Origin of the sequence: Sediminibacterium sp. TEGAF015, from assembly GCF_025997995.1 — a bacterium.
GTDB lineage: Bacteria > Bacteroidota > Bacteroidia > Chitinophagales > Chitinophagaceae > Sediminibacterium.
Map to the genome: position 1 here is coordinate 728854 of NZ_AP026683.1, position 23238 is coordinate 752091.

A 23238-nucleotide genomic window follows, 5' to 3' on the forward strand; every position below is an offset into this window, starting at 1 on the left:
TATCTTAGCCATATGAAAAAATACAGCTCTGGGATACTATTTGGAGCAGAACTGGAAGCATTGTATAACGATGCAAAGGAAAACCAGTTTGCACTCCCTGCCGTTAATACCATCGGCACCAACACGATTAATGCAACTTTAGAAACTGCAGCTAAAGTTAACTCTCCTGTAATTATTCAGTTTTCTAATGGGGGAGCTCAGTTTGTAGCAGGAAAAGGAATGCCGAATGATGCTTTACAGGGAAATATCTCTGGCGGTATTTCAGGTGCCTTACATATTCACAATGTAGCCAAGCATTATGGCGTACCCGTAGTTTTACACACTGACCATGCAGCAAAAAAATGGTTACCATGGGTAAGCGGTTTAATTGATGCTGGTGAGCAATTTTATAAGGAAAAAGGTCGTCCTCTATTCAGCTCACATATGCTGGATTTGTCAGAAGAGCCAATTGAAGAAAACATTGCCACTTCAGTTGAATTTTACAAGCGAATGGCTCCTTTAGGAATGAGCATTGAAATTGAACTTGGTGTAACCGGCGGAGAAGAAGATGGTGTAGACAATAGTGATGTTGAAAACGACAAATTATATACACAACCACAACATGTTGCGTATGCTTATACTGAATTGAGTAAAGTGGGCAATATGTTCACGGTTGCCGCTGCATTCGGTAATGTGCACGGTGTGTATAAACCAGGAAATGTTGAATTGCGTCCTGAAATATTAAAGAATAGCCAGGACTATATACAAGCTGAATTAAAGACAGGCCCTAAACCTGTTTATTTCGTATTTCATGGCGGAAGCGGCTCACCTCAAAGCCAAATCAGAGAAGCAATTGGGTACGGTGCTATCAAAATGAATATCGATACAGACCTACAGTGGGCTTTCTGGGAAGGAATTAAAGATTTTTACCAGAAAAACCAAGACTATTTGCAAGGGCAGTTGGGAAATCCTGAAGGTGCAGATAAGCCCAATAAAAAATTCTATGATCCTAGGGTTTGGTTGAGAAAAGCAGAAGAAAGCTTTTCAAAACGCCTAGAAGTGGCTTTTGAAGACCTGAACTGCATCAATCGTAACGCTTAGTAGTAACAAAATCAATTACATGAACTCCAAACCGTTGAAAAACAGTTTGGAGTTCTATATTTTAGCGCCTATTATTTGATAATTGATTATCTTTCCGCCCCAATTTGATTGCACGATATATGAAAAAAGAGCGTGAAGAAGACTTCGAACAAAATTTAACTGGAGCCGAATCCAATCCGCAGCCAGCTGAACCTGCAAAGTCAAGATGGTTTACCCGTAAGAATAGAAATATCCTTACTTCTACTGCAGATAAAAAGGAAACACCGGAAGGTTTATGGAGTAAATGTCCTGAGTGTAACTATATCTGCACCACAAACGAATTAAAAGAAAATTTATTTGTTTGCCTTAAGTGCAACCATCACCATCGTATTGGAAGCGAAGAATATTTTGATATCATATTTGACAATGGTGAGTATGAGGTCTTATACGATGAAATCAAGAGCAAGGATTTCCTTGGATTCACCGATTTGAAACCCTACCAGAAGCGTCTAGATGATATTCATGCAAAAACAGACCTGAAAGATTCCATGCGAGTTGGTGTTGGTAAAGCCAACGGCGAAGCATTGGTGGTTGCCTGTATGGATTTTGAATTTATTGGCGGTTCGCTGGGTAGTGTAATGGGTGAAAAATTCAGCCGTGCGGTAGATTATTGTATTGAACATAAGCTACCCTACCTGGTAATTAGTAAAAGTGGCGGAGCCCGTATGATGGAGAGCGCTTTCAGCTTAATGCAGTTAGCTAAAACTAGCGGCAAACTTTCGCAACTTAGCGATGCTGGCTTACCATATATTTCTATGTTAACCGATCCAACTTTTGGAGGTATTTCAGCCAGCTTTGGTATGCTAGGCGACTTAAATATTGCTGAACCTGGCGCATTGATTGGGTTTGCGGGTCCTAGGGTAATTAAGGAAACCATTAAAAAAGATCTTCCGGAAGGATTCCAACGCAGTGAATTCCTATTGGAACATGGTTTTCTTGACTTTATTATCGATCGGAAAAATCTGAAAGAAAAGCTCGCACAACTGGTGCAATTATTCAGAAGCTAATGATGAACAATAGACAGGCTTATTTTAACTACCATATAGAAGAAAAATATGTGGCTGGTATTGTTTTACTTGGAACGGAAGTAAAATCCATACGGGATGGTAAGCTGAGTTTCAATGATGCTTTCTGCCTTTTTGATGACGGGGAACTCTGGGTGCGTGGTCTATACATTGCCGAATATAGTCATGGCACTTCTAATAATCATATTGCGGTTCATGACAGAAAATTATTACTGAAAAAAAGAGAACTCAAAAAGCTTCAATTGAAATTAAAAGACAAAGGCTATACTGTAGTTCCTTTGAAAGTTTTCTTTACAGATAAAGGGTTTGTAAAAGTAGAAATTGGTTTGGCAAGAGGTAAAAAATTACATGACAAGAGAGAGACCATCAAAAACCGGGATGTAGAAAAGCAAATCAAAAGATTCTTAGGATAATGTCAGCATTTTTATCAGCCGATTACTGGAATCAGCGCTACATAAACAATGCAGCGCAATGGGATTTAGGCAGAGTTTCGCCTCCATTGAAAGCTTATTTTGATCAACTAACCGATAAAGATATTCCCATTTTAATTCCAGGTGCCGGTAATAGCTATGAAGCCATTTATTTATTGGATCATGGATTCACGAATATTTCAGTAATTGATATTGCTCCTGCAGTTATTCAACCCTTACAAGAGAAATTTAAAAATCAATCTGCCATCCGGTTTATACAAACTGACTTTTTTGATTGGGAAGGAAAATATGATTTGATAGTAGAACAGACATTTTTCTGTGCAATCAATCCGGATCTGAGAGAAAAGTATGTAGCTAAAATGGCCAGTCTTTTGTCCGCTAATGGCAAATTGGCTGGCTTATTATTTAACAGACAATTTGAGGGAGGCCCTCCGTTTGGTGGAGATAAAAATGCTTATCAGGTTCTATTTAAAAAATATTTTCAAATAGACATAATGGCTCCCTGCTTTAATTCTGTACCCCCACGAGCCGGTACAGAACTTTTTTTTAAGATGTCAAGAAAAAAATAAACCGCTTGCTTTACTTCAACTAGTATAGCGGATTCTTACATGAAACTTTCTTTCTAGACAGCTGGCTCCTGCTGACTCAGGCAATGAAAGCTTCCCAGTCCCCAGATAATATCGGTTGAATCAATACCAACAACTTCTCTGTCTGTAAAACAGGATTGAATAATCTGCAAAGCTTTATCATCCTTTTTGCAACGGAAAGTGGGTACAATCACATGTTGATTGCTGATGTAAAAATTGGCATAAGAAGCAGGCAGCCGTTGGTCTTCGTAAATTACTTCGTCTGGCATGGGCAGTTCCACAATATTCAATTGCTTACCTGATAAAAGCCGCATAGACTTCAATTCTTTTAGATTAGTTTGAAGCAACTCGTAATTCTCGTCTGATTTATTTTCTTCAATTACTGTGATAACCGTGTCTTCGTTCACAAAGCGAACCGTGTCATCAATATGACCATCTGTATCATCTCCAACAATTCCTTCCGATACCCATAGCACTTGCTTTACTCCGTAATAGTTTTGTAAATAGGATTCAATTTGTTCCTTTGACAGATGCGGATTCCTGTTGGGGTTTAATAAACAGCAGGTAGAAGTTAACACTGTCCCGGCTCCGTTAAATTCAACAGATCCCCCTTCCATAATAATACCCGGATGGTAAACTGGAATATTATATTGTTTACCAATTAAAGTCGGAATCACATCATCAAGATCGTATGGAGGGTACTTATTTCCCCATGCATTGTAATTCCAGTCAACAATCACTTTCTTAAATTCCGCATTTGGATTAATTAAAAAGGCCGGTCCATGATCTCTGCACCAGGCATCATTGGTAGGATGATGAAAAAACTGCACTTTATCCATGTTCACCCCTGCCTTATACAAATGTTCTTTGGCAATTTTTTCCATTGCTGCATCGGCCACATTGATTCTCACAAATTCGCTCATGGCCAGGTACTTTACAAACTGGCTGTAATTCGGATAAATACTATTGATTTTTCCGGGCCAGCTCGCTTCTTTATGCGGCCAGCTTAACCAGGTAGCTTCATGTTTGGCAAATTCAGCAGGGAAAATATATCCTAGATGTGCAGGTATCTGATCCATAAAAAGCAATTCTATACAAATAAACTTTGTTAATTAATCTTCGTCGATAAATCTTTTGGTAATGGGCTGATAAGAATCTATACGGCGGTCTCTCAGGAACGGCCAGTGAGTTCTGTACTGATCTGTTTTTGAAAGGTCGAGTTCAACAACAGTTGTTTCCTCTTTATCATGTGACGCTTTAAACAATAAGCTGCCAAATGGATTAGCCACAAAGGAGCCTCCCCAGAATTGCATGGCTCCGTTTTGTTCCATGCCTACCCTGTTTACACTAACAACATGGATGCCATTGGCTACAGCATGGCTTCGCTGAATGGTCTGCCATGCATTGTATTGTTCAATATTAGTAGCTTCATCCTGACTTGTTGCCCAACCGATTGCGGTAGGATAAAATAAAATTTCGGCACCCATTAATGCAGTAATCCTGGCAGCTTCCGGATACCATTGATCCCAGCATATCAAAACACCAAGAGTGGCAAATTTTGTTTTAAATACTTTATACCCTAAATCACCAGGAGTAAAATAAAATTTCTCGTAATAAGCAGGATCATCGGGAATATGCATTTTCCGGTACTTGCCCAAATAGCTTCCATCTGCGTCTATCACTGCAGTAGTATTGTGATACAAACCCTGTGTTCTTTTTTCAAACAGAGAAGCAATAATAACCACATTCAATTCTGCAGCAAGTTCACTTAGTGCATTGGTAGTTGCACCCGGGATGGCTTCTGCCAATGTAAAGTTCTCATAATCTTCCACATCACAGAAATACAAGGAGGTGAACAGTTCCTGCAAACAAACAATTTGAGCACCCTTTGCAGCTGCATCTCGAATACCTTGCATTGCTTTACTTAAGTTATCCTGCTTTACGTTGGAACAGGTCATTTGTACCATGCCCACTTTTACTTTTGCCATATTATGTTGTTATCTGAATGATATGATTAAAATCCTGGATACCGACTGTCTTTTCCGTAATAAATCCCTCTCCGTATAAAACCCCTATTTTCTTACCCATCATCATGTCCCTTCCCTTTACTGTTTCTAGGAATTGAGGAGATGAAATATAAGTGCTTGGTTCGTTTGAATCCGCGCTATAAAATTGAGTGGTATACGCCCTGATGGATTCCATTTTCTTTTCATAGAACGGGGTTACATCAAATACAAAATCGGGCATCAATACTCTGTCCTGTATATAATGGAATACCTGTGTAGGTCTGAAAGCCTTTTGAGGATTCCCATTTTCATCAAAAGTTTCAATCTTTTGCAAACCAGCCAGAAAAGCAGCATCAGCTAACAATTTGGCGCTTCTTCCATGATCCGGATGCCGGTCTTCTACTGCATTAGCCAAAATAACAGAAGGGCGAAATTTACGTAAGACAACAATGATTTTTTTTATATTCTCTTCAGAATGCGTAAAAAAACCATCTGCCATCCTGAGATTTTCTCGATGATGAACGCCTAAGATTTTAGCTGCATCTGCAGCTTCTTTATCTCTTATTTCAGCAGAACCTCTGGTGCCAAGTTCACCACGGGTTAAGTCGACAATGCCGACTTTTTTGCCTTGATGAATAGAGGCAAGTATGGTTCCTGAACAACTCAGTTCTACATCATCCGGATGAACACCAAAAGCCAGAATATCTAATTGCATAAAATGAAATTAATAAAAGGGTTCCATTGAACATAAATAAAAAATCCTGCACCCGTGAAGGAGCAGGATTGAATGATATGCTGCAAAGCATTAGTCTTTTTTAGCGTAACGCTTCTTGAATTTGTCAATTCTACCTGCAGTATCCACCAATACGTTCTTACCAGTATAGAAAGGGTGAGAAGTATTAGAAATTTCCAATTTAATTACTGGATACTCTTTACCATCTTCGTGAAGAATGGTTTCTTTGGTAGCTGCAGTTGACTTGCACAAGAAAGATGTACCATTACTCATGTCTTTGAAGACAACGAAACGGTAATTTTCAGGATGGATACCTTTTTTCATGTTATTTGGTTTAGGTTATACGGATTTGGCCGTATGATTATGTAAAATTTGGATTGCAAATGTACGGGAATTCCCTTTTTTATCCAAAAAATAGCTTTTTTAGCTCTTCATATTGGTAAATTGGAGTGGAACACCAAAGTCACTCGACTTACAACGGGCAATAATATCCTGTAAATCATCGATCTTCTTACCAGTAACCCGAATGATATCGTCCATAATGGCTGCCTGCACTTTGGCACCACTATCTTTAATCATTTTTACAATTTTTTTGGCATCTTCCTGTCTGAGTCCGTTTTTAACGGAGACTTCCTTTTTAATGACCTTTCCGCTTGGATATGCATCTTTGGAAAAATCAAAAGCATTTCCATCGATACCTTGCTTCATAGAACGACTGATTAGAATATCAATCAGTTGTTTCATTTGCATTTCAGTATTTACTTCCAACTGAATGATATAATCCTTTTTATTCAAGTCTACTTTTACATCGGTATCTCTGAAGTCGTACCTGGTGGCCACTTCTTTTTTAACTGTATTGATGGCATTGTCTAACACCTGAATGTCTACACTACTGGCAATATCGAATGATGGCATATGCTATTTTTTTTACAAAGTTACAAAAAAAGGCCCTGGTAGACACCAAGGCCGTATTATACGACATGAGAGAAAAACTTATTTGCCGGAGTCTACGCCTACCCTGCTTTGTTCATCTTCCGCACCCCCTCTTTTTCTGGGTCCAGCGGCTCCCTTTCCTTTACTGAAACGATAGCTGAAAGTGATATTGGCTATCCTGTTATCATTAAACTGTCTGAAGTTGGCATCTACCGTACCATATTTGCTTTCCCCTTTAATTTTCTGAGACCAGAAAATATCCCTCACATTCAAGCGAATAGTTCCTTTATTCTTCATGATTTGCTTGCTAACACCAATATTGACTAAGCCGAATGGCTTGATTCTAAAAACCCCTTCAATACTTTCAGTTCTATAAAAACCACTAATTTCTGCGCTATAACCTTTATTAAATTTGAATTGCTGACTAATATTTGCCATAAAGGATGTAGCTGAAATATTTACAAGCGCATTGTTTATGGGACCGGATAGCTGATTATTGGCCACGTTCAGGTAGATATTTCCACTCCACCATTTGGTATACTGATTGAAAGCATTTACTGACAAACCCAATTGCTCTTGTGTGGCTATATTATCCTGTTTAATAAATGTTTCATTCTTACTGTCATCTTGCATGATAACCTGTTGAATCATATCAGTTGTTTTGGTATAATTCAAAGTCGTAGTCAGGAATCCTTTGAATGTATGACTCAATTCAATATTATGGCTAAACTGAGGTTTCAAATATGGGTTACCTTGTTCATATGTATACCTGTCCAGGAATTCAACAAAAGGATTAAGACTTTGATAATCAGGCCTTCTGATTCTTTTTCCATAATTTAATACGAAACTATTCTTTTCATTGGCGGCAAACTGTATATAAGCAGTTGGAAAAACCTGAATATAGTTTCTGTTAAACTGAACATTGGTTGTTTTCTGATCACCTTTAGCTAATGTTTGTTCTGCTCTTACACCTAATTGCAGATTCCACTTTTTATTAATTGCTTTGTTATAATTAATATATGCCGCATTGATGTTTTCTCTATAGACAAAATGGTTGCTTCTATTGTAGTCTCTCATAACAACACCATTGGAAATGGTATCATATACTGCGTTGGCATCGGTGGTTACAAAACTGGTTTTTAGACCTGCCTCCAGTTTGGCATTGTTTTTTAAAGGGTGCACATAGTCTAGCTTTGCTGAATAAATATCAATAACTTGAGGAAGTTTGCCCAGTAAACTGTCTGTTTTGGCAATCTTTTGACCCAGACTATTTTGATAAGCATTGTTTAAGTAGAGATTAGTATTCCCGGTATAATTGAGGTAATCTGCATCAAAAGTTAATTCACGTCCAGTAGAATCCAGCTGGTGTCTCATATTAAAGTTTAAGCTATTGTTCTTCCATGAATCTGCGTTAACATTAATGGCAACTGTTTTATTCACCAGTGTATGTTGTGCATTGAATATATCAATATTCCCCACAGAAAACCCTCCTCCCTTATTATTGAATCCGGTATATACCAAACCCATGGTTGTTTTATTATTTACATAATAATCTACGCCCAACTTTCCGTTGTAAGAATGATTGTACGTATTTCTATCAGTTATCTGTTCAAAGAATGAAACAATTTGCTTACTGTTACCATCTATGAATCTCCTGTCTATATCAATGTTCTGAAAACCTATTCTTTCATTTCGGCCAATGTTTCCAAAGAAATTGAGCTTGTTTTTTCTATAATTCAATTGTACGTTCTGATTATTACGGGCAAAAACGCCCTGACCGTATCCGGCTGTAACAGAACCATTAAAACCAACCACTTTCGACTTCTTGGTTCTGATATTAATTACCCCGGCATTACCTGCAGCATCATACTTGGCAGGAGGATTGGTCATAATTTCAATTTGATCCAATTGACTACCCTGTGTATTTTTCAAAAGATTTACCAAATCGGGGCCAGACAGATACGTGGGTCTTCCATCCATATAAATTACCACACCTTCCTTTCCTTTTAAACTAATATTCCCGTCTTTATCAACAGAAATACCGGGTGATTTCTCTAAAATCTCCATGGCATTGGCTCCAGCATTGGTTGGGGAAGCTTCTACATTTACGATGGTTCTGTCCGCTTTCATTTCAATTAATGGCTTTTTAGAACTCACGGTAACTTCAGCAAGACCATTTGATTTTACAGATAATTGGATATCCGGTAACATTTTTGTTGCTGATCCGTTCCATTCAAACGGTCCCGAATAAGCCTTTTCAAAACCAACCATATTGGCTAACAAAAGGTACTTACCACTGCCAACCTGCTGAAATCGAAACACTCCAGCTTTATCAGCTAGCGTTGTTTTTACAGTAGAAGAATCTTTGGCAAGCAGTAAACTAACCATGGCGGATTCTATCGGTTGTTGTTTATTGAGGACTTTACCCTGTAATTCAGGGCTTTTTTGTTGAGCATTTCCCGCAATCGTAACGATTGAGAGATTCAACAGTAATACGGATTTGAGTAAATTTTTCATTGCACTTATTTATTAATTAGTTCTATGTTTTATTGATTACAAAACAAAACTAACTACTGTGCTTTACATAGTACATTGTTTTAACATAGGCGGTTAATAGCAATGCTAAATGGTATCCCCAAAAGGATTAACGGAAATTGTTTTTTCAGAAACTGGTCAAAAATTGATGAAAACCTAATAAAAACATCATCAACAATAAGTCATTACAGAAGTAACTACTAACTACTTATTGGCACCCTGAATCTTATTGAAATAACGCCAGCTAATAATACCAGCTATTACGAGTACTGCTGAAATAAGCTCTGCCTGAGTAGGATTGAAGGGTAGATTATATTCCGTATTTACTCTGATTTTTTCAATAAAAAATCTTTCTAATCCATTAAAAATCAAATAAATACTAAATAGCTGACCGGGTATTTTTATTTTATTTCTAAGGAAAATCAGTACGCCGAATAATGCAAAACAAATTAGCAATTCATAAAGCGGTGTTGGATATACCGGAATAGGTAGCTGATTGCAATAAGGCCCAGCACAACCAGGAATGGCAACGCCATCTTGTACAACATTGTGCGGATAGGTATATGACCAGAAAAAATCGGGTAACCATTTGTATGGATTGGGTGCAGGATTGGCTATACCCCAATCTCCATCACCACTAATCTGACAGCCTATTCTTCCAAAGGCATAAGCAAACATCATGGTGGGAGCAAATGCATCCAATAAAGGAATTAGAGCTATTTTATTTTTACGGGCATACCAGATGATGGCAGCACCTGCACAAATTAATCCCCCATAAAAAGTAAGACCACTAAAGGCAATAAGAGAGCCAATTGGATCAGCTGCAAACTCATTCCAGTTTTCCAGGTTATGAAAAATTTTAGCACCTAGAAATCCAAATAGGGCTGCATAAATAACAATATCTCCTACCCTGTCTTGCGGCCAGATTCGAATGATTCTTTCCTCTGGGGTATTCAATTGCACTTTCTTTTTTTCCCACCATTTAAGCAAGCCAAAACCCAATGCAGCAAGCATTCCTGTCAGAAAGTTTCCTTCCCCAGATAAAATAAAAGCCTGTGGATCTTGTAAAGCATCTTTAATAGTAAAAGCCCCAATAATTTTATATCCGAATAAAAATCCCATCACCCCGTTGGTGATTAATTCAGAAAGGCTTGCTGGCTCACCAATTTTTATCTTCTCCTCTGTAAATTGAAACAGTCCTTGTTTCTGTTTCCTTCTCAACTCCATGGATAAAATCCATGCAGAAAGAATAAACGAAATCGCTACAAAAAAACCGAAACTATTAATGAGTTTAAGACCGTTGATTTCAATACCAAATAAATCTTTGAAAGCGTAGTATAAATTAGGATACATAAAGCTGTGCGATAAGATATTGTGCAATGATAATCAGAAAATAGCAAAAAAAGCAAGGCCTCACAAAAGTGAGGCCCATACTTACTAACCCATCTAAAAACAAATTACGAAATTAATTGCAATGAGCATCGAATGCTGCAATTAAATGTTGAGCAATGGCTTGCGCTGGTCTTCCTTCAATCTGGTGTCTTTCTACCATTGTTACCAGTTCTCCATTCTTAAATAAAGCAATGGCTGGTGAAGAAGGAGGATGCGGCAATAAATGCTCACGAATCTTATTAACGGCTTCTACATCAAATCCTGCGAAGCTGGTCATTAAACGATCTGGACGCTTGGTTGCATTTTGTACAGCCATTAAAACTCCTGGTCTGCAGGCACCTGCTGCACAACCACAAACAGAATTGATCACTACCAATGTAGTTCCCTCCTGTTGCAAAGTCTGGTCTACCTCTGCTGCAGTTAGCAATTCGCCAAAACCCTCGTCTGTTAACTCTGCCTTCATTGGCAATACTATTTCTGCTGGATACATAATTTCAATTTTGGAGGTCAAAGTTACAACAATCCATTAAATAAACCAATGGGTAATCAAAAATACAGCCAGAATGGCATGTTAAAATTTTATTTATGCCTTTGTGGCATTTAAAATACTTCGCTAGATGCCAAATTGTTTTATTTTCCGGGATGGAATAAGCTTTGATGGTATAACAGAAAATATGTTAACCATTCAAAAATTATAACCATGGCAATTTTAAAACAAACCAACACCCATTTATTCGATGAGTTATTCAATTCTTTCCCTACCGGATTTGTAAATCCAGCAAACAATGGTTATCCGGTAGCTGCAGTAAACATCCATGAAACCGCCGATGCTTTTCACCTTGAATTAAATGCACCTGGCAGAAAAAAAGAAGACTTCTCTATTCAGGTTGATAAGGGATTATTGACTATTTCTTATGAGAAGAAAGATGCATTGGAAGAAAAAAATTATACAACCATTCGCAGGGAATTTACTTATAAAAGCTTCAAGAGAAGTTTTTCAGTAGATGAAAAAATTAATACTGAAGGCATTCAGGCCAGTTACGAAAATGGTGTATTAAAATTATTACTTCCTAAAAAAGAAGAAGTAAAAAATTCACCACGTTTAATTTCAATTAATTAAGCGAAAATTCAATCCCCTATTTACAGGCTCCGAAATAAAATCGGAGCCTTTTTTTCTGTCACTAAGATTTTTTAGAGCAAGTATTAATGCCAAACAAAGTGTACAGAGGACAGAAACTTACCAGACTTGTTAATACAAATACGCCGGCCAAAGCTAAAAGTACAATGCCGAATGTTCCAGAAATAATCTCTTTGTAGTACAATCCTGCAACTACTGCAGCAACAATAACTCGTATAGTTTTATCCACAGATCCCATATTCTTTTTCATATCAAATGTTTTCTTGAATTTACAAATTATTTTAGATAACATCAATTGTAATATTTGAACTGTTTTGATGACTTATGTTTTAAATTTTAGTTTCATGAAATGGATATTGGGTCTTTTGATTGGCTTGTTCAGCATAGATGCGCATGCTCAGTCATCTGGCAGCAGTGTGTTATGGGAAATCAGTGGAAAAGAGCTTACAAGTCCTTCCTATTTATTCGGCACTTTCCATATGCTATGTGCCACAGATTATACAATGAGTGAAGGTTTAAAGCAAAAACTACTTAAGACCAATCAACTCTATCTTGAAGTAGACATAACAAAACCTGGTTTGCAACAGGAACTCATGACACAAATGATGCTTACTGAGACATCATTAGACAAAGAGCTTGGAACAGATTTTCATATAGCAGATCAGGCATTTCAGAAAATTACAGGCTTGTCTTTAAGCCTTTTTAAACAATTCAAACCTTTTGTAAGCATCAGTATGCTTGCTTTACAAACACTGAATTGTCCGGATAAAATTCAACCTGAAACAATATTATCCAATTTGGCCAAAAATGCAAAGATAAGAATTGGGGGATTGGAAACCGTAGCAGAGCAGGCTGCCGCTATAAATGCAGAACCTTTAGACAGTCAGATTACCTCTTTAAAGAAAATGATTCTGCAATTTGAGCGTTCAAAAAAAGAAATGAATGAACTGGTAAGGGTTTACCAATTGAATAATGCTGATAGTATTTATGCTTACTTACAAACCCAATCTATGTCTACTGAATTTGAACAAACTATGCTTATCAGGCGAAACCGAAACTGGATACCCAAAATGCTCAATGCTATGCAAAGCGCTCCTACTTTTTTTGCGGTTGGTGCCGGACATTTGGGAGGAAAAGAAGGATTACTTGTACTGCTGAAAGAAAAAGGATACCAACTGAAACCTTTAGAACTTTGAAACAATGACTGAATCGGAAAAGGAATTCCTGCATCAATTAAATGAACACCAGAAAATCATTCATAAGGTGTGCAATTTATATATGCAGTTTCCAGAAGATAAGGAAGACCTGTTTCAGGAAGTTACTTTACAAGCATGGAAAGCATATCATAAGTTCAGAGGGGATTCAAAATTTTCAACCTGGCTGTACCGTGTTGCCTTAAACACTGCTATTACTTTTTTCAGAAAAGATAAGCGCACGAATTTTATTGATACAGTTGCTGAAATTCCTGAAAAATCTTTTTCGAATGAGAAGGATCCTGTAGAAGAACAAATAAAAGCCATGTATATGGCAATAGGAGAATTATCCAAAATTGACAAAGCCATCATAATGCTTTATCTGGAAGACTATAGTTATGCCGAAATCAGTGATATTATTGGGATCACAGCCAACAATATTGCCGTTAAAATGAACAGAATTAAAGGAAAACTTAGAGAAGCAACTTTAAAAAAAATCCAAACCTTTTAAATGAAAAATCATGGAACTAGATGAACTGAAAGGACAATTGAATCAGCAGCTGCTCAGTGGTTTCTCAAATAAAACTGAAAATAAACTGGCAGAATTAATGAATGGGAAAGCCTGTTCCTTATTATGTAAAATTAAAAAGAGCATATTATTTGAAATAACCTGTTGCATTATTGGCATAGTGGGAGCCCTCTACATTTCACTCACCTATCAGGTAGCTCAGGTGAGAATTTATTTTGCAATTTTTGGGATGCTGTTTGTTCCTCTCGGTTTTGTACTCTGGTATTTATTCAGAAAAATTGTTGCTTTTGAAAATCTGCTCTTACCTGTAAAAAACAACTTAAAAGAGTTAATAGACCTTTTAAGTTTATTTGAAAAGCGGTATTTTCAATTCAACATGGCTTTATTACCTATATGTTTCTTTTTTGCGCTGGCATTAGGTCTACAGAAGAATGCATCGGTTCAGGAAATTGATAAGTTATACATAAAGCTCAAGGGCATTACCAGCTATTACTGGATTATCATTATAGCCTATGTATCCATAACAATGGTAGCATTGGTTTATTTTACCAAATGGTATATCAAGAAATTATACGGTAATTATATCAATCAGCTAAAACAACTGCTGGCAGAATTAAAAGAGTAAGGATTGACATTATTCTGCGCATCCAGATTTTCTGCGCGTATCAATAATGTATTGAATCCGCCATTTATCATTGTTGCGCACTAACTGAAATGAGTTGACACCACAATGGCTGAATTCCGTTCTTCTGAAAAACCGATAAGGTGTCCAAACCGTTGCTAGCGGTCCATCTACTTTTACTACATCAAATACAATTCTTTCATCTGCAAGACCTTTGGGTAAATTAGACACTTGTTTTACAAAACCAGCAACTGAATCTGTTCTCACTATCAGCTTCCCTTCTTTATTAGTAGTAATAGTTTGCATGATTGCATTATCAGCAAAACAGTCCTGCAACATGGCTCCGTCTGCCTCCATCATAGCAAAAAACATTTTACGGATGGTAGATTTCACAGAGTCTTCTGCTGATTGAGCATTTGCAGCCATCGAAAACGCACTCATCACAATAAACAGAAAATATTTTTTCATAGCAATGATTTAAATCCAAAAAAATAAAAAAAAAAGCCCTACAGATATCCGAGGATTTTCAACATGCTTTGTGCAGTTTGCTCCTTCGCGTATACCCAATCAATCAGCTTACCATTCTTATCATATTCCACAATTACGTGTTTAGGTGAAGGAATCAGACAGTGTTTAATCCCACCATATCCGCTAATTTGATCCTGATAAGCTCCTGTGTGGAAGAAACCTACATACAAAGGTTCTTTGTTTGATTCTTCTTCTTTTTTGTCAGTAGTTGTAAGCTTAGGAAGGAATACCTCATTAATATGTTCCTCCGAATCATAATAATCATGACTATCACAAGTGATACCCCCTAGCACCACACGCTGGTATTCGTTGTCCCATTTATTTACAGGTAACATTAGGAACTTTTCTCCAATACCCCAGGTGTCTGGCAATGTGGTAATAAAGGAAGAATCAATCATATACCAACACTCACGGTCATTCTGAATTTTCTGTCCAATCACACTGTATATATGAGCCATACTCTCACCTACGGTATAACTTCCGAATTCAGTATAAATATTCGGCATCGGTACTTTTGCTTTCTTGCAAGCTTTCTTAATGTTACCTACAATCTCATTGATCATGAACTGATAATCATATTCAAAACCCAAAGAATGCTTAATAGGGAAACCTCCGCCAATGTTAATGGAATCCAGTTCTGGACAAATCTTTTTTAATTGACAATAAAGGTTAATTATTTTATTTAATTCACTCCAATAATAGATATCATCCTTAATGCCTTTATTTAAGAAGATATGCAACATTTTCAACTGAAACTTATCTTCATATCCTTCAATTTCATCTACATAAAATTCAAGAATATCTTTGGCTCTAATTCCTAAACGAGAGGTATAGAATGGGAAATTGGGTTCTTCTTCAGCAGCAACCCTGATTCCCAAAGAGAATGGCGTACTGCTTCTTACACTTCTTTTGTATGCCTGTAACTCTTCTTTATTGTCCAAGATCGGAACTACATTTTTAAATCCTGAATTAATCAACTTGGCAATTCTGGATGTATATTGTTTTTGCTTATAGCCATTGCAGATAATAAAAGTTTCCTTGTTTATTTTTCTGCGCTGGTAAAGACGGTTGATAATTTCAATATCGTATGCATAAGAAGTTTCCAAATGAATATTGTGTTTCAACGCCTCTTCTACAATAAAGGAAAAATGAGAACTCTTGGTACAATAACAATAGAAATACTCCCCTTCATATTTATGCTTTTTAAACGCATTGGCAAACATGTTTTTTGCCTTGTTGATTTGCATACCTATTTTAGGTAAATAAGTCAACTTCAAAGGTGTTCCATGCTTATCAATCAATTTCTTGACATCAACGCCATTGAATTCTAAATATCCATTGTCACTAACTTCAAAACCTTCTTGGGGGAAGTGGAATGTCTGGTTTACCAGAGAAGTATAGGTATTATTCATCAGCCGAAATTTCCTTTTAAATTAGAATGTAAAAATAGTCCTTGTTGAGGACAATGGAAATAAAAAAAGCCGGATGCAGTTGCAACCGGCTTTAATTTTTTTATTTGCTCAATTATTTAACTGAAGCAATCAAAGCTTTGAAAGAAGCTGGTTCGTTCATTGCTAAGTCAGCCAATACTTTACGGTTTAAGTCGATTCCTTTAACAGACAACTTGTTGATGAACTGGCTGTAAGTCATACCTTCTTCTCTTACAGCCGCATTGATACGTGCAATCCACAACTGGCGGTATTCACGCTTTTTCAATTTACGACCTACATAGCTATAGGTAAGACCTTTTTCAACAATATTTTTGGCTACGGTATAAACGTTTTTACGTTTACCATAGTATCCTTTGGCTTGATCAAGAATTTTCTTTCTCCTTGCTCTTGATGCAACTGCATTTTTTGAACGTGGCATACTTAAATGTTTTGAAGTTAGCGGAGCTAACGGTTAATAATCGGTTTTGTTAAGCGGGGCTTATTAGCCTTTCAAGCGTAATAAACGTAAAACGAAATCCTTGTTGGTAGATCCAACAATACCTTTTTGTCTTAGTGCGCGCTTACGCTTTTTAGACTTTTTGGTTAGGATGTGACGCTTGAACGCCTTCTGGAAACTGATTTCTCCGGTACCGGTCACTTTAAAACGCTTCTTTGCGCTGGAGTTTGTTTTAACTTTTGGCATATAATAATCTCTAAAAGATTACTCCCTGCTGGCGTTCCACCACCGGGTGGAAACTTGTTTTGGCCTTACGGGAAAATTTTGGATTGCAAAAGTATCATTTTTGCTGGAAAACACCAAAATATTACTTCTTTTTACCTGTTTTAGGTGTAAATATGGCAAACATTCGCTTTCCTTCCAGTTTGGGCATACTTTCTAATGAACCTACTTCAGCCAATCTTTCTGCAAATTTCAATAACAATAACTGACCGCGGTCCTGGAACATGATAGCTCTACCCTTAAACTGTACATAAGCTTTTACTTTATTGCCATCTTTCAGAAAACCTTCTGCGTGCTTGGCTTTAAAGTTGAAATCGTGATCATCCGTGCTGGGAGTGAAACGAATTTCCTTGATTTCGCTCTGCTTGGAGTTGGCTTTCATTTCCTTCTCCTTCTTCTTCTTCTCGTATAAGAATTTCTTATAATCAATGATTTTACATACAGGAGGATCTGCTGTCGGAGAAATTTCCACCAGGTCCAGTTCCTGCTCCTGGGCAATTTTTAATGCTTCCTGCACGGAGTAAATACCAACAGTTACGTTGTCTCCTACCAATCTGATTTGTTGAGCACGAATTCTTTCGTTGATGCGATGTTCAGGCTCTGGTTGCCTGTTGAACCTAGGATTAAATCTTCCTTTGGGTGGTAATGCCATTAAAACTTGTTTGGTTTAAAATTTTTGGTAAAGATATACGATATTATGTACTATTCGCCCGATTTACGCTGATGTATTTCTTCTTTGATGTTTTCAATGAAAGATTGCAGAGACACAGTACCCAAATCACCCTTGCCCTGTCTTCTGACCGACAATTGTTGATCGTTCATCTCCTTCTCTCCAATAACCAGCATATAAGGCACTTTCATCAATTCTGTATCACGGATCTTTTTTCCAATCTTTTCACTTCTGTCATCCACTTCTACCCTTACACCAACTTTTCGAAGTTCCTGCTTTACAGCTAAAGCATAGTCCATGAATTTATCGCTGATAGGCAGTACTTTCACCTGTAGCGGCGCCAACCATACCGGGAATTTACCAGCATAGTGTTCAAGCAGGAATCCAATAAATCGTTCATGGGTTCCTAAAGGAGCACGGTGTATAATCAACGGAATGTCTGATTCGTTGTGCTGATTGGTATATTCCAATTGGAACTTTCTACCGGAATTGAAGTCTACCTGATTGGTTGCCAAAGTAAATTCTCTGCCAATAGCGCTCCAAATCTGAACATCAATCTTTGGTCCGTAAAATGCCGCCTCGTCCTGCACTTCAACAAAAGGTGTACCTGTTTCAATAAGTACTTTACGAACCATTTCCTCAGTCTCCTTCCATAATTCCGGTTCGTTTACGTACTTCTGGCCCAATTTTGCTGGGTCGTGAAGGCTTAAACGCATTACATATTTATCAACCCCAAAAATCTTGAAATATTTCAAATACATTTCATTCACCGCCTTGAACTCCTGTGCAAATTGTTCTTTGTTACAATAAATATGCGCATCATTCATGTGCAGGCATCTTACACGCATCAGTCCGAACAATTCACCGCTTTGCTCGTAACGGTAACAGGTACCATATTCCGCAATTCTGTATGGCAAATCTTTATAGCTTTTGGGTTCCGCACCAAAAATTTTATGGTGATGCGGACAATTCATGGCTTTCAGGTAATACTTTGTGCCATCCAGTTCCATTGGAGGGAACATACTATCGGCATAGTACGGCAAATGGCCACTGGTTAAATACATACTCTCTTTTGCTATATGTGGTGTAACCACCCGCTTGTACCCAGCTGCTTCCTCTGTTTCTTTCGCTAATTTTTCCAATTCTTCAATAATGACAGTACCGTTTGGCATCCACAAAGGAAGGCCAGGTCCTACATCATCATCCATAGTAAAAATACTTAACTCTCTGCCTAGTTTTCTGTGATCTCTTTTCTTGGCTTCTTCCAGCATCAGCAGGTATTCATCCATTTCTTTCTGGGTTGGAAAAGTTACCCCATAAATTCGGGTAAGCATTTTATTCTTTTCATCTCCCTTCCAGTAAGCACCGGCAATGCTGGTTAGTTTAATTGATTTAATGAGTCCGGTATGTGGAATATGTGGCCCTCTGCATAAATCAGTAAAGTCTCCCTGCGAGTAAAAACTGATTTCGCCATCCACCAGATTAGACAAAAGATCCAGTTTATATTCATCGCCCTTTTCAGTAAAATAAGCGATGGCTTCCGCTTTCGCTTTTTGTGTTCGGATATATTGACTGTTCTTTTTAGCCAGCTCGTTCATTTTTTTCTCGATAGCCAGCAAATCATCTTCCGATATTTTTTTATCTCCCAAATCGACATCGTAGTAGAATCCTTTATCCAATGCGGGGCCAACCCAGAATTTAACACCGGGAAATAATGCTTCTACTGCTTCTGCCATAAGGTGAGCAGAGGAATGCCAGAAGGTATTTTTTCCATCCGCATCATCCCAGGTTAAAAATTGTATGGTTGCATCTTCCGTTATTGTTGTGCTGGCATCCACTACCTTGTTATTCACCCTGGCCACTAATACTTTTCTGGCCAATCCTTCACTGATTGACTTAGCCACATCCATGGCGGTAGTACCAACGGGGTACTGTCTGCTTGCTCCATCCGGAAAACGAATACTAATCATAATTTGCTATAATCTTTAAAATACTGGCTGCAAAGGTAGCATTTAGCCAGCCGTATACCGCAAAACCTTAACTGTTTTTTATCAGGTGTTGGCTGTATTTTTGCAAAATGCGTCTGGTTTTTACTTTCATTTCCAGTTTATTCTTTTTAATGAATGCTCAGGGCCAATCTATTACTGGAATCTGGAGAGGATACTTCAGCTCCAGCAATGGACTTTACCGGGAAGGTATTCAGGAAGAAATGTACAAGTACGAAATTCAAATTGACCAACAGCCCAATAACGGAATTAAAGGGGTAACTTATTCTTATAAAACCACTGTATTCTATGGCAAGGCAACTTTTCAAGGCATATACAATGTAAAATCCAAAACCATCATACTAAAAGAAACGGGGTTGGTTGATTTAAAAATCGGTGACAAAAGTGAGCCCTGCTTAATGACCTGTTACCTAGATTACTCCAAAATGGGGAAGCTGGAAGTGTTGCAAGGAACTTTTATCTCTATCAATGTAAAAGATAAAGGAGACTGTGGCAATGGGAAAGTTTACCTAGAAAGAGTTCCTGACTCTGATTTTGAAAAAGAAGATTTCTTAAAGAAAAACACGACCACAAAATCTAAATCAGCCAATCAGGACGCCATTAAAAAAGGAATAGCATCAACAAAACAAAATAAAACACAGACGCCACAATCCGGAAATAATAATACTACTAACAGCAATATAACTCCATCAAAGAATTCCAACTTATCTGTTTCGAAAAACAGCCCTCTCAATATTCCACCTGATAAGAAAGCAATTGCTACTACTAAAGGAAGCAACCAAAATTTGAGCAGCACTTCAAAAAATCCAATTGCCAAATCGGCCCCTACACCATCAACAACTGTTGAACCAAACGTTTTGCAGGCAATGCCTCAAAGAAGAACAGAAGAAATAAATGCATCTCAAAATAAGAGAGAACATACCGAAACAGAAGCCAGAGAAAAAAAGCAAATCCCCTTGCCGAAAGTATTGGTTGAGCGAGAAAATAAATTGGTGAAAACAATTCAGGTTGAGGAAGAAAATATTCAGATTGACCTATTTGACAATGGTACAATTGACAACGACACCATCAGTGTTTTTCATAACAACAAATTGGTCATAAAACACGGCAGGCTTGCTTTTAACCCCATCTCTCTGAAAATAAAATGTACTACTGAAGATAAATTGCATGAATTGGTAGTAGTAGCCGAGAATCTTGGTGAAATACCGCCTAATACTGCTTTAATGGTGATCACTGCTGGTAAAAAACGGTACGAAGTATTCCTAAGTTCCAACGAAAGCCGAAATGCTAAAGTGATTATTGAGTTTGTTCCCAAAAATTAGAATTTAATATTCCAGGTAACAGAAGGTAAAACAGGAAACAAAGAAACTTGTTTGCCAGCTACTTTCAATGTCCCGTCTGCTGCTGATCCTTCCTGATCAAAATACAGAAAATAAGGATTAGCTCTGCTATAAATATTATAGATACTAAAGACCCAGTTGCTGGAATATTTCCTTTGCTTTTTGGGCTTGGGTGTATAAGTGGCGGCAATATCCATGCGATGATAGGCATTCATTCTGTACCCATTAATGGTGCCATATTGCTGTGATAAAACACCTCCTATAAAATAAAAACGCTCTGGTACCGACACCGCATTCCCGGTACCGTAAACAAATACGCTGGACAATTTCCATTTTTCACTTAGATTATAATTGGCAACTACAGAAAGATCATGTCTGCGATCGAAACGGCTCGGATATTTCTTGCCTTGATTTAGATCCGGAAATTTTCGCCAGGTCCAGCCAAGGGTATATCCAATCCATCCTGTTAATCTCCCTTTTATCTTGTTAATAAATAATTCTGCACCGTAACTCCACCCCTTACCAAAAACAAACTCTTCTTCTGGATCCTTTAAAGATGGGGTATACCCTTCACGATACTCAATTTGATTTTGCATTGTTTTGTAATACAATTCAAAGGATGTTTCAAACATACCATTATTGAAATTCTTAAAATATCCTGCTGCATATTGCCAGCTCAACTGTGGTTTAACCCTTGCTGTACTTGGCACCCATAAATCGGTAGGCAAAGTGGTACCGGCATTACTAACCAGATGGATGTATTGCAGGTTTCTGGTAATACCCCATTTCAATGAACTGGTCTCATCCAGAGTATATCGGAAAGTAGCTCTGGGTTCAATACCACCATATTGGCTAAATGTACTGTAACGTAAGCCAATATTTAATTTAAGCTTGTTATTGATATCCCAGTCGTCCTGCACATACAATGCAGCTTCATTGGCCATCTTGGTGGGGGCATTATTTGGCGCAAACACCACACTGTCCTGATTTCCTGCCACAATATTGGGTAAAAAACGATGTCTTGTATAGAGTGCCCCAAATTTGATTTTATGAGAAGGACTGGCAAACCAATCAAAATCAGTTTTGGCCGTCAGATCCTTAATGCCGGATGAAAGCCTGATATTGAAATCATTCTGACTCCCACTTAAATTAAAATGATAATCATTGTACACCAATGTGGTATTTGAAAATAACTTTTTATTAAAAACATGATTCCATCTGACTGTTGCAGTGGCATTTCCCCAGTCAATTAAAGTTCTGAAAGATCGGGCTGCATTATTAAAAGTGAACTTATCTCTTCCAAAATAGCCACTGATGTATAAATGATCTTTTTCAGAAATCTGAAAATTCATTTTTGCATTAATATCATAGAAATAGTAACCCGAACCATAAAAATCACTTGTTTTAGAAATCAGCGGTTTGGTAATAGCATCCACATAAGTTCTTCTTGCAGAAAACATATAAGAAGACTTTTTCTTTTTGATAGGTCCTTGTATGGAAAAGCGGGAAGCAATCAAACCGATACCAGCATCAATCTGCGTATTATTCTGGTTACCTTCTTTCATTGCAATATCCACTACTGATGAAAGTCTTCCTCCATATTGTGCAGGCATCCCGCCTTTAATCAGACTTACGTTTTTTATTGCATCCGAATTAAAGACAGAAAAGAAACCAAATAAATGGCCGGTATTATATACAACCGCATCATCCAGCAGTATTAGGTTTTGATCCGGGCCTCCACCCCTTACATAAAATCCTGCATTTCCTTCGCCTGCATTTCTAACACCTGGCATTAACTGCAATGTTTTCAGAATATCCACCTCACCCATGAATGCCGGCAAAGCTTTGGCAGTGGTTATAGATAAATCGAGTTTACCCATCTGAGCTGTTTTAACATTGTTGTCTCTTTTACGGGCTGTTACAATTACATCCTGCAAAACCACACCGGAATTGGGCTGCAAAGAGATATTTAAATTGAGGTTATCCTGCAATTGGATAGACAATGCTTTTGATTGATAACCAATAAAATTTATAATCAACTGGTATTTACCTTTAGGAAGTGTTATGGAGTAAAAACCATAACTATTAGAAGTGATTGATTTACCCAGGTCGCGAATAGTTAGCGTTGCGCCAATTAAGCTTTCTCCTGAAAGACTATCCCTTATATATCCGTTAAGGGTAAATTTTTCCTGTGCCTGAACACCTATTACCCCAAATACAACAAAAATAAACAGCAGGATTTTTTTCATTATTTAATTAACATACAGCACCAACAATAGTTC

25 protein-coding genes are annotated in these 23238 nt (G+C 37.6%); 9 read left to right on the forward strand and 16 right to left on the reverse strand.

Features of this window, described 5'->3' with window-relative positions:
- Nucleotides 1–12 precede the first annotated feature (12 nt).
- The 4 genes from fbaA (at nt 13) to TEGAF0_RS03315 (ending at nt 3144) form a co-directional block, all read left to right on the forward strand.
- Entirely contained in the window at nt 13–1080 is a 1068-nt protein-coding gene (gene fbaA / locus TEGAF0_RS03300) for a class II fructose-bisphosphate aldolase (RefSeq protein WP_264900031.1), read from the forward strand.
- 119 nt (nt 1081–1199) lie between these two features.
- Complete coding sequence (gene accD / locus TEGAF0_RS03305; RefSeq protein ID WP_264900032.1) at nt 1200–2126, forward strand: acetyl-CoA carboxylase, carboxyltransferase subunit beta; 927 nt, start codon at nt 1200–1202, stop codon at nt 2124–2126.
- A complete protein-coding gene (gene smpB, locus TEGAF0_RS03310; RefSeq protein WP_264900033.1) occupies nt 2126–2557 on the forward strand; it encodes an SsrA-binding protein SmpB in 432 nt (143 codons plus the stop codon). The genes accD and smpB overlap by 1 nt, the downstream gene beginning before the upstream one ends.
- Nucleotides 2557–3144 (forward strand): TPMT family class I SAM-dependent methyltransferase, encoded by a 588-nt coding sequence (locus TEGAF0_RS03315; protein WP_264900035.1) that lies wholly within the window; start codon nt 2557–2559, stop codon nt 3142–3144. Before smpB ends, TEGAF0_RS03315 begins: the two co-directional genes overlap by 1 nt.
- Before the next feature lie 53 nt (nt 3145–3197).
- Here the strand turns inward: TEGAF0_RS03315 and TEGAF0_RS03320 are convergent, their stop codons facing one another.
- The 8 genes from TEGAF0_RS03320 to TEGAF0_RS03355 all read right to left on the reverse strand — a co-directional run bounded on the left by TEGAF0_RS03320 (nt 3198) and on the right by TEGAF0_RS03355 (nt 11251).
- Nucleotides 3198–4241 carry an agmatine deiminase family protein gene (locus tag TEGAF0_RS03320; protein WP_264900036.1) on the reverse strand — a complete coding sequence of 348 codons (1044 nt, stop codon included), beginning with the start codon at nt 4239–4241 and terminating at the stop codon, nt 3198–3200.
- Nucleotides 4242–4274: 33 nt separating this feature from the next.
- Nucleotides 4275–5150 carry a carbon-nitrogen hydrolase gene (locus tag TEGAF0_RS03325; RefSeq protein WP_264900037.1) on the reverse strand — a complete coding sequence of 292 codons (876 nt, stop codon included), beginning with the start codon at nt 5148–5150 and terminating at the stop codon, nt 4275–4277.
- Between the two features lies 1 nt (nt 5151).
- On the reverse strand, nt 5152–5883 hold the full coding sequence (gene bshB1, locus TEGAF0_RS03330) for a bacillithiol biosynthesis deacetylase BshB1 (protein WP_264900038.1): 732 nt from the start codon (nt 5881–5883) through the stop codon (nt 5152–5154).
- A 90-nt stretch (nt 5884–5973) separates the two neighbouring features.
- Nucleotides 5974–6225, reverse strand: coding sequence for a type B 50S ribosomal protein L31 (locus TEGAF0_RS03335; protein WP_026763455.1), 252 nt, complete (start codon nt 6223–6225; stop codon nt 5974–5976).
- Nucleotides 6226–6324: 99 nt separating this feature from the next.
- Entirely contained in the window at nt 6325–6816 is a 492-nt protein-coding gene (locus tag TEGAF0_RS03340; protein ID WP_264900040.1) for a YajQ family cyclic di-GMP-binding protein, read from the reverse strand.
- A gap of 78 nt (nt 6817–6894) precedes the next feature.
- Nucleotides 6895–9351 (reverse strand): TonB-dependent receptor domain-containing protein, encoded by a 2457-nt coding sequence (locus TEGAF0_RS03345; RefSeq protein WP_264900041.1) that lies wholly within the window; start codon nt 9349–9351, stop codon nt 6895–6897.
- 222 nt (nt 9352–9573) lie between these two features.
- Nucleotides 9574–10722 carry a prolipoprotein diacylglyceryl transferase gene (locus TEGAF0_RS03350; RefSeq protein ID WP_264900043.1) on the reverse strand — a complete coding sequence of 383 codons (1149 nt, stop codon included), beginning with the start codon at nt 10720–10722 and terminating at the stop codon, nt 9574–9576.
- A gap of 112 nt (nt 10723–10834) precedes the next feature.
- Nucleotides 10835–11251, reverse strand: a complete 417-nt coding sequence (locus TEGAF0_RS03355; RefSeq protein WP_264900044.1) for a BrxA/BrxB family bacilliredoxin — start codon at nt 11249–11251, stop codon at nt 10835–10837.
- A 210-nt stretch (nt 11252–11461) separates the two neighbouring features.
- Between TEGAF0_RS03355 and TEGAF0_RS03360 the strand changes: the two genes are divergently transcribed.
- The gene (locus tag TEGAF0_RS03360) at nt 11462–11881 is read left to right on the forward strand and encodes an Hsp20/alpha crystallin family protein (protein ID WP_264900045.1); all 420 of its coding nucleotides are present in this window, start codon (nt 11462–11464) and stop codon (nt 11879–11881) included.
- Between the two features lie 61 nt (nt 11882–11942).
- Here the strand turns inward: TEGAF0_RS03360 and TEGAF0_RS03365 are convergent, their stop codons facing one another.
- Nucleotides 11943–12149 carry a YgaP family membrane protein gene (locus TEGAF0_RS03365; RefSeq protein WP_264900046.1) on the reverse strand — a complete coding sequence of 69 codons (207 nt, stop codon included), beginning with the start codon at nt 12147–12149 and terminating at the stop codon, nt 11943–11945.
- Between the two features lie 94 nt (nt 12150–12243).
- On the opposite strand from TEGAF0_RS03365, the gene TEGAF0_RS03370 reads away from it, so the two are divergent.
- The 3 genes from TEGAF0_RS03370 to TEGAF0_RS03380 are packed head-to-tail and all read left to right on the forward strand — an operon-like array spanning nt 12244 to nt 14246.
- On the forward strand, nt 12244–13095 hold the full coding sequence (locus TEGAF0_RS03370) for a TraB/GumN family protein (RefSeq protein WP_264900047.1): 852 nt from the start codon (nt 12244–12246) through the stop codon (nt 13093–13095).
- Between the two features lie 4 nt (nt 13096–13099).
- Nucleotides 13100–13603 (forward strand): RNA polymerase sigma factor, encoded by a 504-nt coding sequence (locus TEGAF0_RS03375; RefSeq protein WP_264900048.1) that lies wholly within the window; start codon nt 13100–13102, stop codon nt 13601–13603.
- A gap of 10 nt (nt 13604–13613) precedes the next feature.
- Complete coding sequence (locus TEGAF0_RS03380) at nt 13614–14246, forward strand: hypothetical protein (protein WP_264900049.1); 633 nt, start codon at nt 13614–13616, stop codon at nt 14244–14246.
- Between the two features lie 9 nt (nt 14247–14255).
- On the opposite strand, the gene TEGAF0_RS03385 is transcribed toward TEGAF0_RS03380, so the two are convergent.
- The 6 genes from TEGAF0_RS03385 to thrS form a co-directional block, all read right to left on the reverse strand.
- Nucleotides 14256–14711, reverse strand: coding sequence for a hypothetical protein (locus TEGAF0_RS03385; protein ID WP_264900050.1), 456 nt, complete (start codon nt 14709–14711; stop codon nt 14256–14258).
- Between the two features lie 38 nt (nt 14712–14749).
- A complete protein-coding gene (locus TEGAF0_RS03390; RefSeq protein ID WP_264900051.1) occupies nt 14750–16183 on the reverse strand; it encodes a type III PLP-dependent enzyme domain-containing protein in 1434 nt (477 codons plus the stop codon).
- A 112-nt stretch (nt 16184–16295) separates the two neighbouring features.
- On the reverse strand, nt 16296–16640 hold the full coding sequence (rplT, locus tag TEGAF0_RS03395) for a 50S ribosomal protein L20 (RefSeq protein WP_026751941.1): 345 nt from the start codon (nt 16638–16640) through the stop codon (nt 16296–16298).
- A gap of 63 nt (nt 16641–16703) precedes the next feature.
- On the reverse strand, nt 16704–16904 hold the full coding sequence (gene rpmI / locus TEGAF0_RS03400) for a 50S ribosomal protein L35 (protein WP_026751942.1): 201 nt from the start codon (nt 16902–16904) through the stop codon (nt 16704–16706).
- Between the two features lie 121 nt (nt 16905–17025).
- Entirely contained in the window at nt 17026–17592 is a 567-nt protein-coding gene (gene infC, locus TEGAF0_RS03405) for a translation initiation factor IF-3 (protein ID WP_026763447.1), read from the reverse strand.
- A gap of 50 nt (nt 17593–17642) precedes the next feature.
- Complete coding sequence (gene thrS, locus TEGAF0_RS03410) at nt 17643–19580, reverse strand: threonine--tRNA ligase (RefSeq protein WP_264900053.1); 1938 nt, start codon at nt 19578–19580, stop codon at nt 17643–17645.
- A 107-nt stretch (nt 19581–19687) separates the two neighbouring features.
- Between thrS and TEGAF0_RS03415 the strand changes: the two genes are divergently transcribed.
- The gene (locus TEGAF0_RS03415; protein ID WP_264900054.1) at nt 19688–20938 is read left to right on the forward strand and encodes a hypothetical protein; all 1251 of its coding nucleotides are present in this window, start codon (nt 19688–19690) and stop codon (nt 20936–20938) included.
- Here TEGAF0_RS03415 and TEGAF0_RS03420 read toward each other — a convergent pair.
- The gene (locus TEGAF0_RS03420) at nt 20935–23205 is read right to left on the reverse strand and encodes a TonB-dependent receptor (RefSeq protein WP_264900055.1); all 2271 of its coding nucleotides are present in this window, start codon (nt 23203–23205) and stop codon (nt 20935–20937) included. The genes TEGAF0_RS03415 and TEGAF0_RS03420 overlap by 4 nt on opposite strands.
- Nucleotides 23206–23238 lie beyond the last annotated feature (33 nt).

Coding starts and splice junctions, on each gene's coding strand:
- TEGAF0_RS03320 (WP_264900036.1), bottom strand. CDS start 4,241: ATGGATCAGATACCTGCACATCTAGGATATATTTTCCCTGCTGAATTT.
- TEGAF0_RS03370 (WP_264900047.1), top strand. CDS start 12,244: ATGAAATGGATATTGGGTCTTTTGATTGGCTTGTTCAGCATAGATGCG.
- bshB1 (WP_264900038.1), bottom strand. CDS start 5,883: ATGCAATTAGATATTCTGGCTTTTGGTGTTCATCCGGATGATGTAGAA.
- rplT (WP_026751941.1), bottom strand. CDS start 16,640: ATGCCACGTTCAAAAAATGCAGTTGCATCAAGAGCAAGGAGAAAGAAA.
- infC (WP_026763447.1), bottom strand. CDS start 17,592: ATGGCATTACCACCCAAAGGAAGATTTAATCCTAGGTTCAACAGGCAA.
- TEGAF0_RS03365 (WP_264900046.1), bottom strand. CDS start 12,149: ATGAAAAAGAATATGGGATCTGTGGATAAAACTATACGAGTTATTGTT.
- TEGAF0_RS03415 (WP_264900054.1), top strand. CDS start 19,688: ATGCGTCTGGTTTTTACTTTCATTTCCAGTTTATTCTTTTTAATGAAT.
- accD (WP_264900032.1), top strand. CDS start 1,200: ATGAAAAAAGAGCGTGAAGAAGACTTCGAACAAAATTTAACTGGAGCC.
- TEGAF0_RS03390 (WP_264900051.1), bottom strand. CDS start 16,183: ATGAATAATACCTATACTTCTCTGGTAAACCAGACATTCCACTTCCCC.
- smpB (WP_264900033.1), top strand. CDS start 2,126: ATGATGAACAATAGACAGGCTTATTTTAACTACCATATAGAAGAAAAA.
- TEGAF0_RS03375 (WP_264900048.1), top strand. CDS start 13,100: ATGACTGAATCGGAAAAGGAATTCCTGCATCAATTAAATGAACACCAG.
- TEGAF0_RS03350 (WP_264900043.1), bottom strand. CDS start 10,722: ATGTATCCTAATTTATACTACGCTTTCAAAGATTTATTTGGTATTGAA.
- TEGAF0_RS03380 (WP_264900049.1), top strand. CDS start 13,614: ATGGAACTAGATGAACTGAAAGGACAATTGAATCAGCAGCTGCTCAGT.
- rpmI (WP_026751942.1), bottom strand. CDS start 16,904: ATGCCAAAAGTTAAAACAAACTCCAGCGCAAAGAAGCGTTTTAAAGTG.
- TEGAF0_RS03420 (WP_264900055.1), bottom strand. CDS start 23,205: ATGAAAAAAATCCTGCTGTTTATTTTTGTTGTATTTGGGGTAATAGGT.
- TEGAF0_RS03355 (WP_264900044.1), bottom strand. CDS start 11,251: ATGTATCCAGCAGAAATAGTATTGCCAATGAAGGCAGAGTTAACAGAC.
- TEGAF0_RS03325 (WP_264900037.1), bottom strand. CDS start 5,150: ATGGCAAAAGTAAAAGTGGGCATGGTACAAATGACCTGTTCCAACGTA.
- thrS (WP_264900053.1), bottom strand. CDS start 19,580: ATGATTAGTATTCGTTTTCCGGATGGAGCAAGCAGACAGTACCCCGTT.
- TEGAF0_RS03345 (WP_264900041.1), bottom strand. CDS start 9,351: ATGAAAAATTTACTCAAATCCGTATTACTGTTGAATCTCTCAATCGTT.
- TEGAF0_RS03385 (WP_264900050.1), bottom strand. CDS start 14,711: ATGAAAAAATATTTTCTGTTTATTGTGATGAGTGCGTTTTCGATGGCT.
- TEGAF0_RS03315 (WP_264900035.1), top strand. CDS start 2,557: ATGTCAGCATTTTTATCAGCCGATTACTGGAATCAGCGCTACATAAAC.
- TEGAF0_RS03335 (WP_026763455.1), bottom strand. CDS start 6,225: ATGAAAAAAGGTATCCATCCTGAAAATTACCGTTTCGTTGTCTTCAAA.
- TEGAF0_RS03340 (WP_264900040.1), bottom strand. CDS start 6,816: ATGCCATCATTCGATATTGCCAGTAGTGTAGACATTCAGGTGTTAGAC.
- fbaA (WP_264900031.1), top strand. CDS start 13: ATGAAAAAATACAGCTCTGGGATACTATTTGGAGCAGAACTGGAAGCA.
- TEGAF0_RS03360 (WP_264900045.1), top strand. CDS start 11,462: ATGGCAATTTTAAAACAAACCAACACCCATTTATTCGATGAGTTATTC.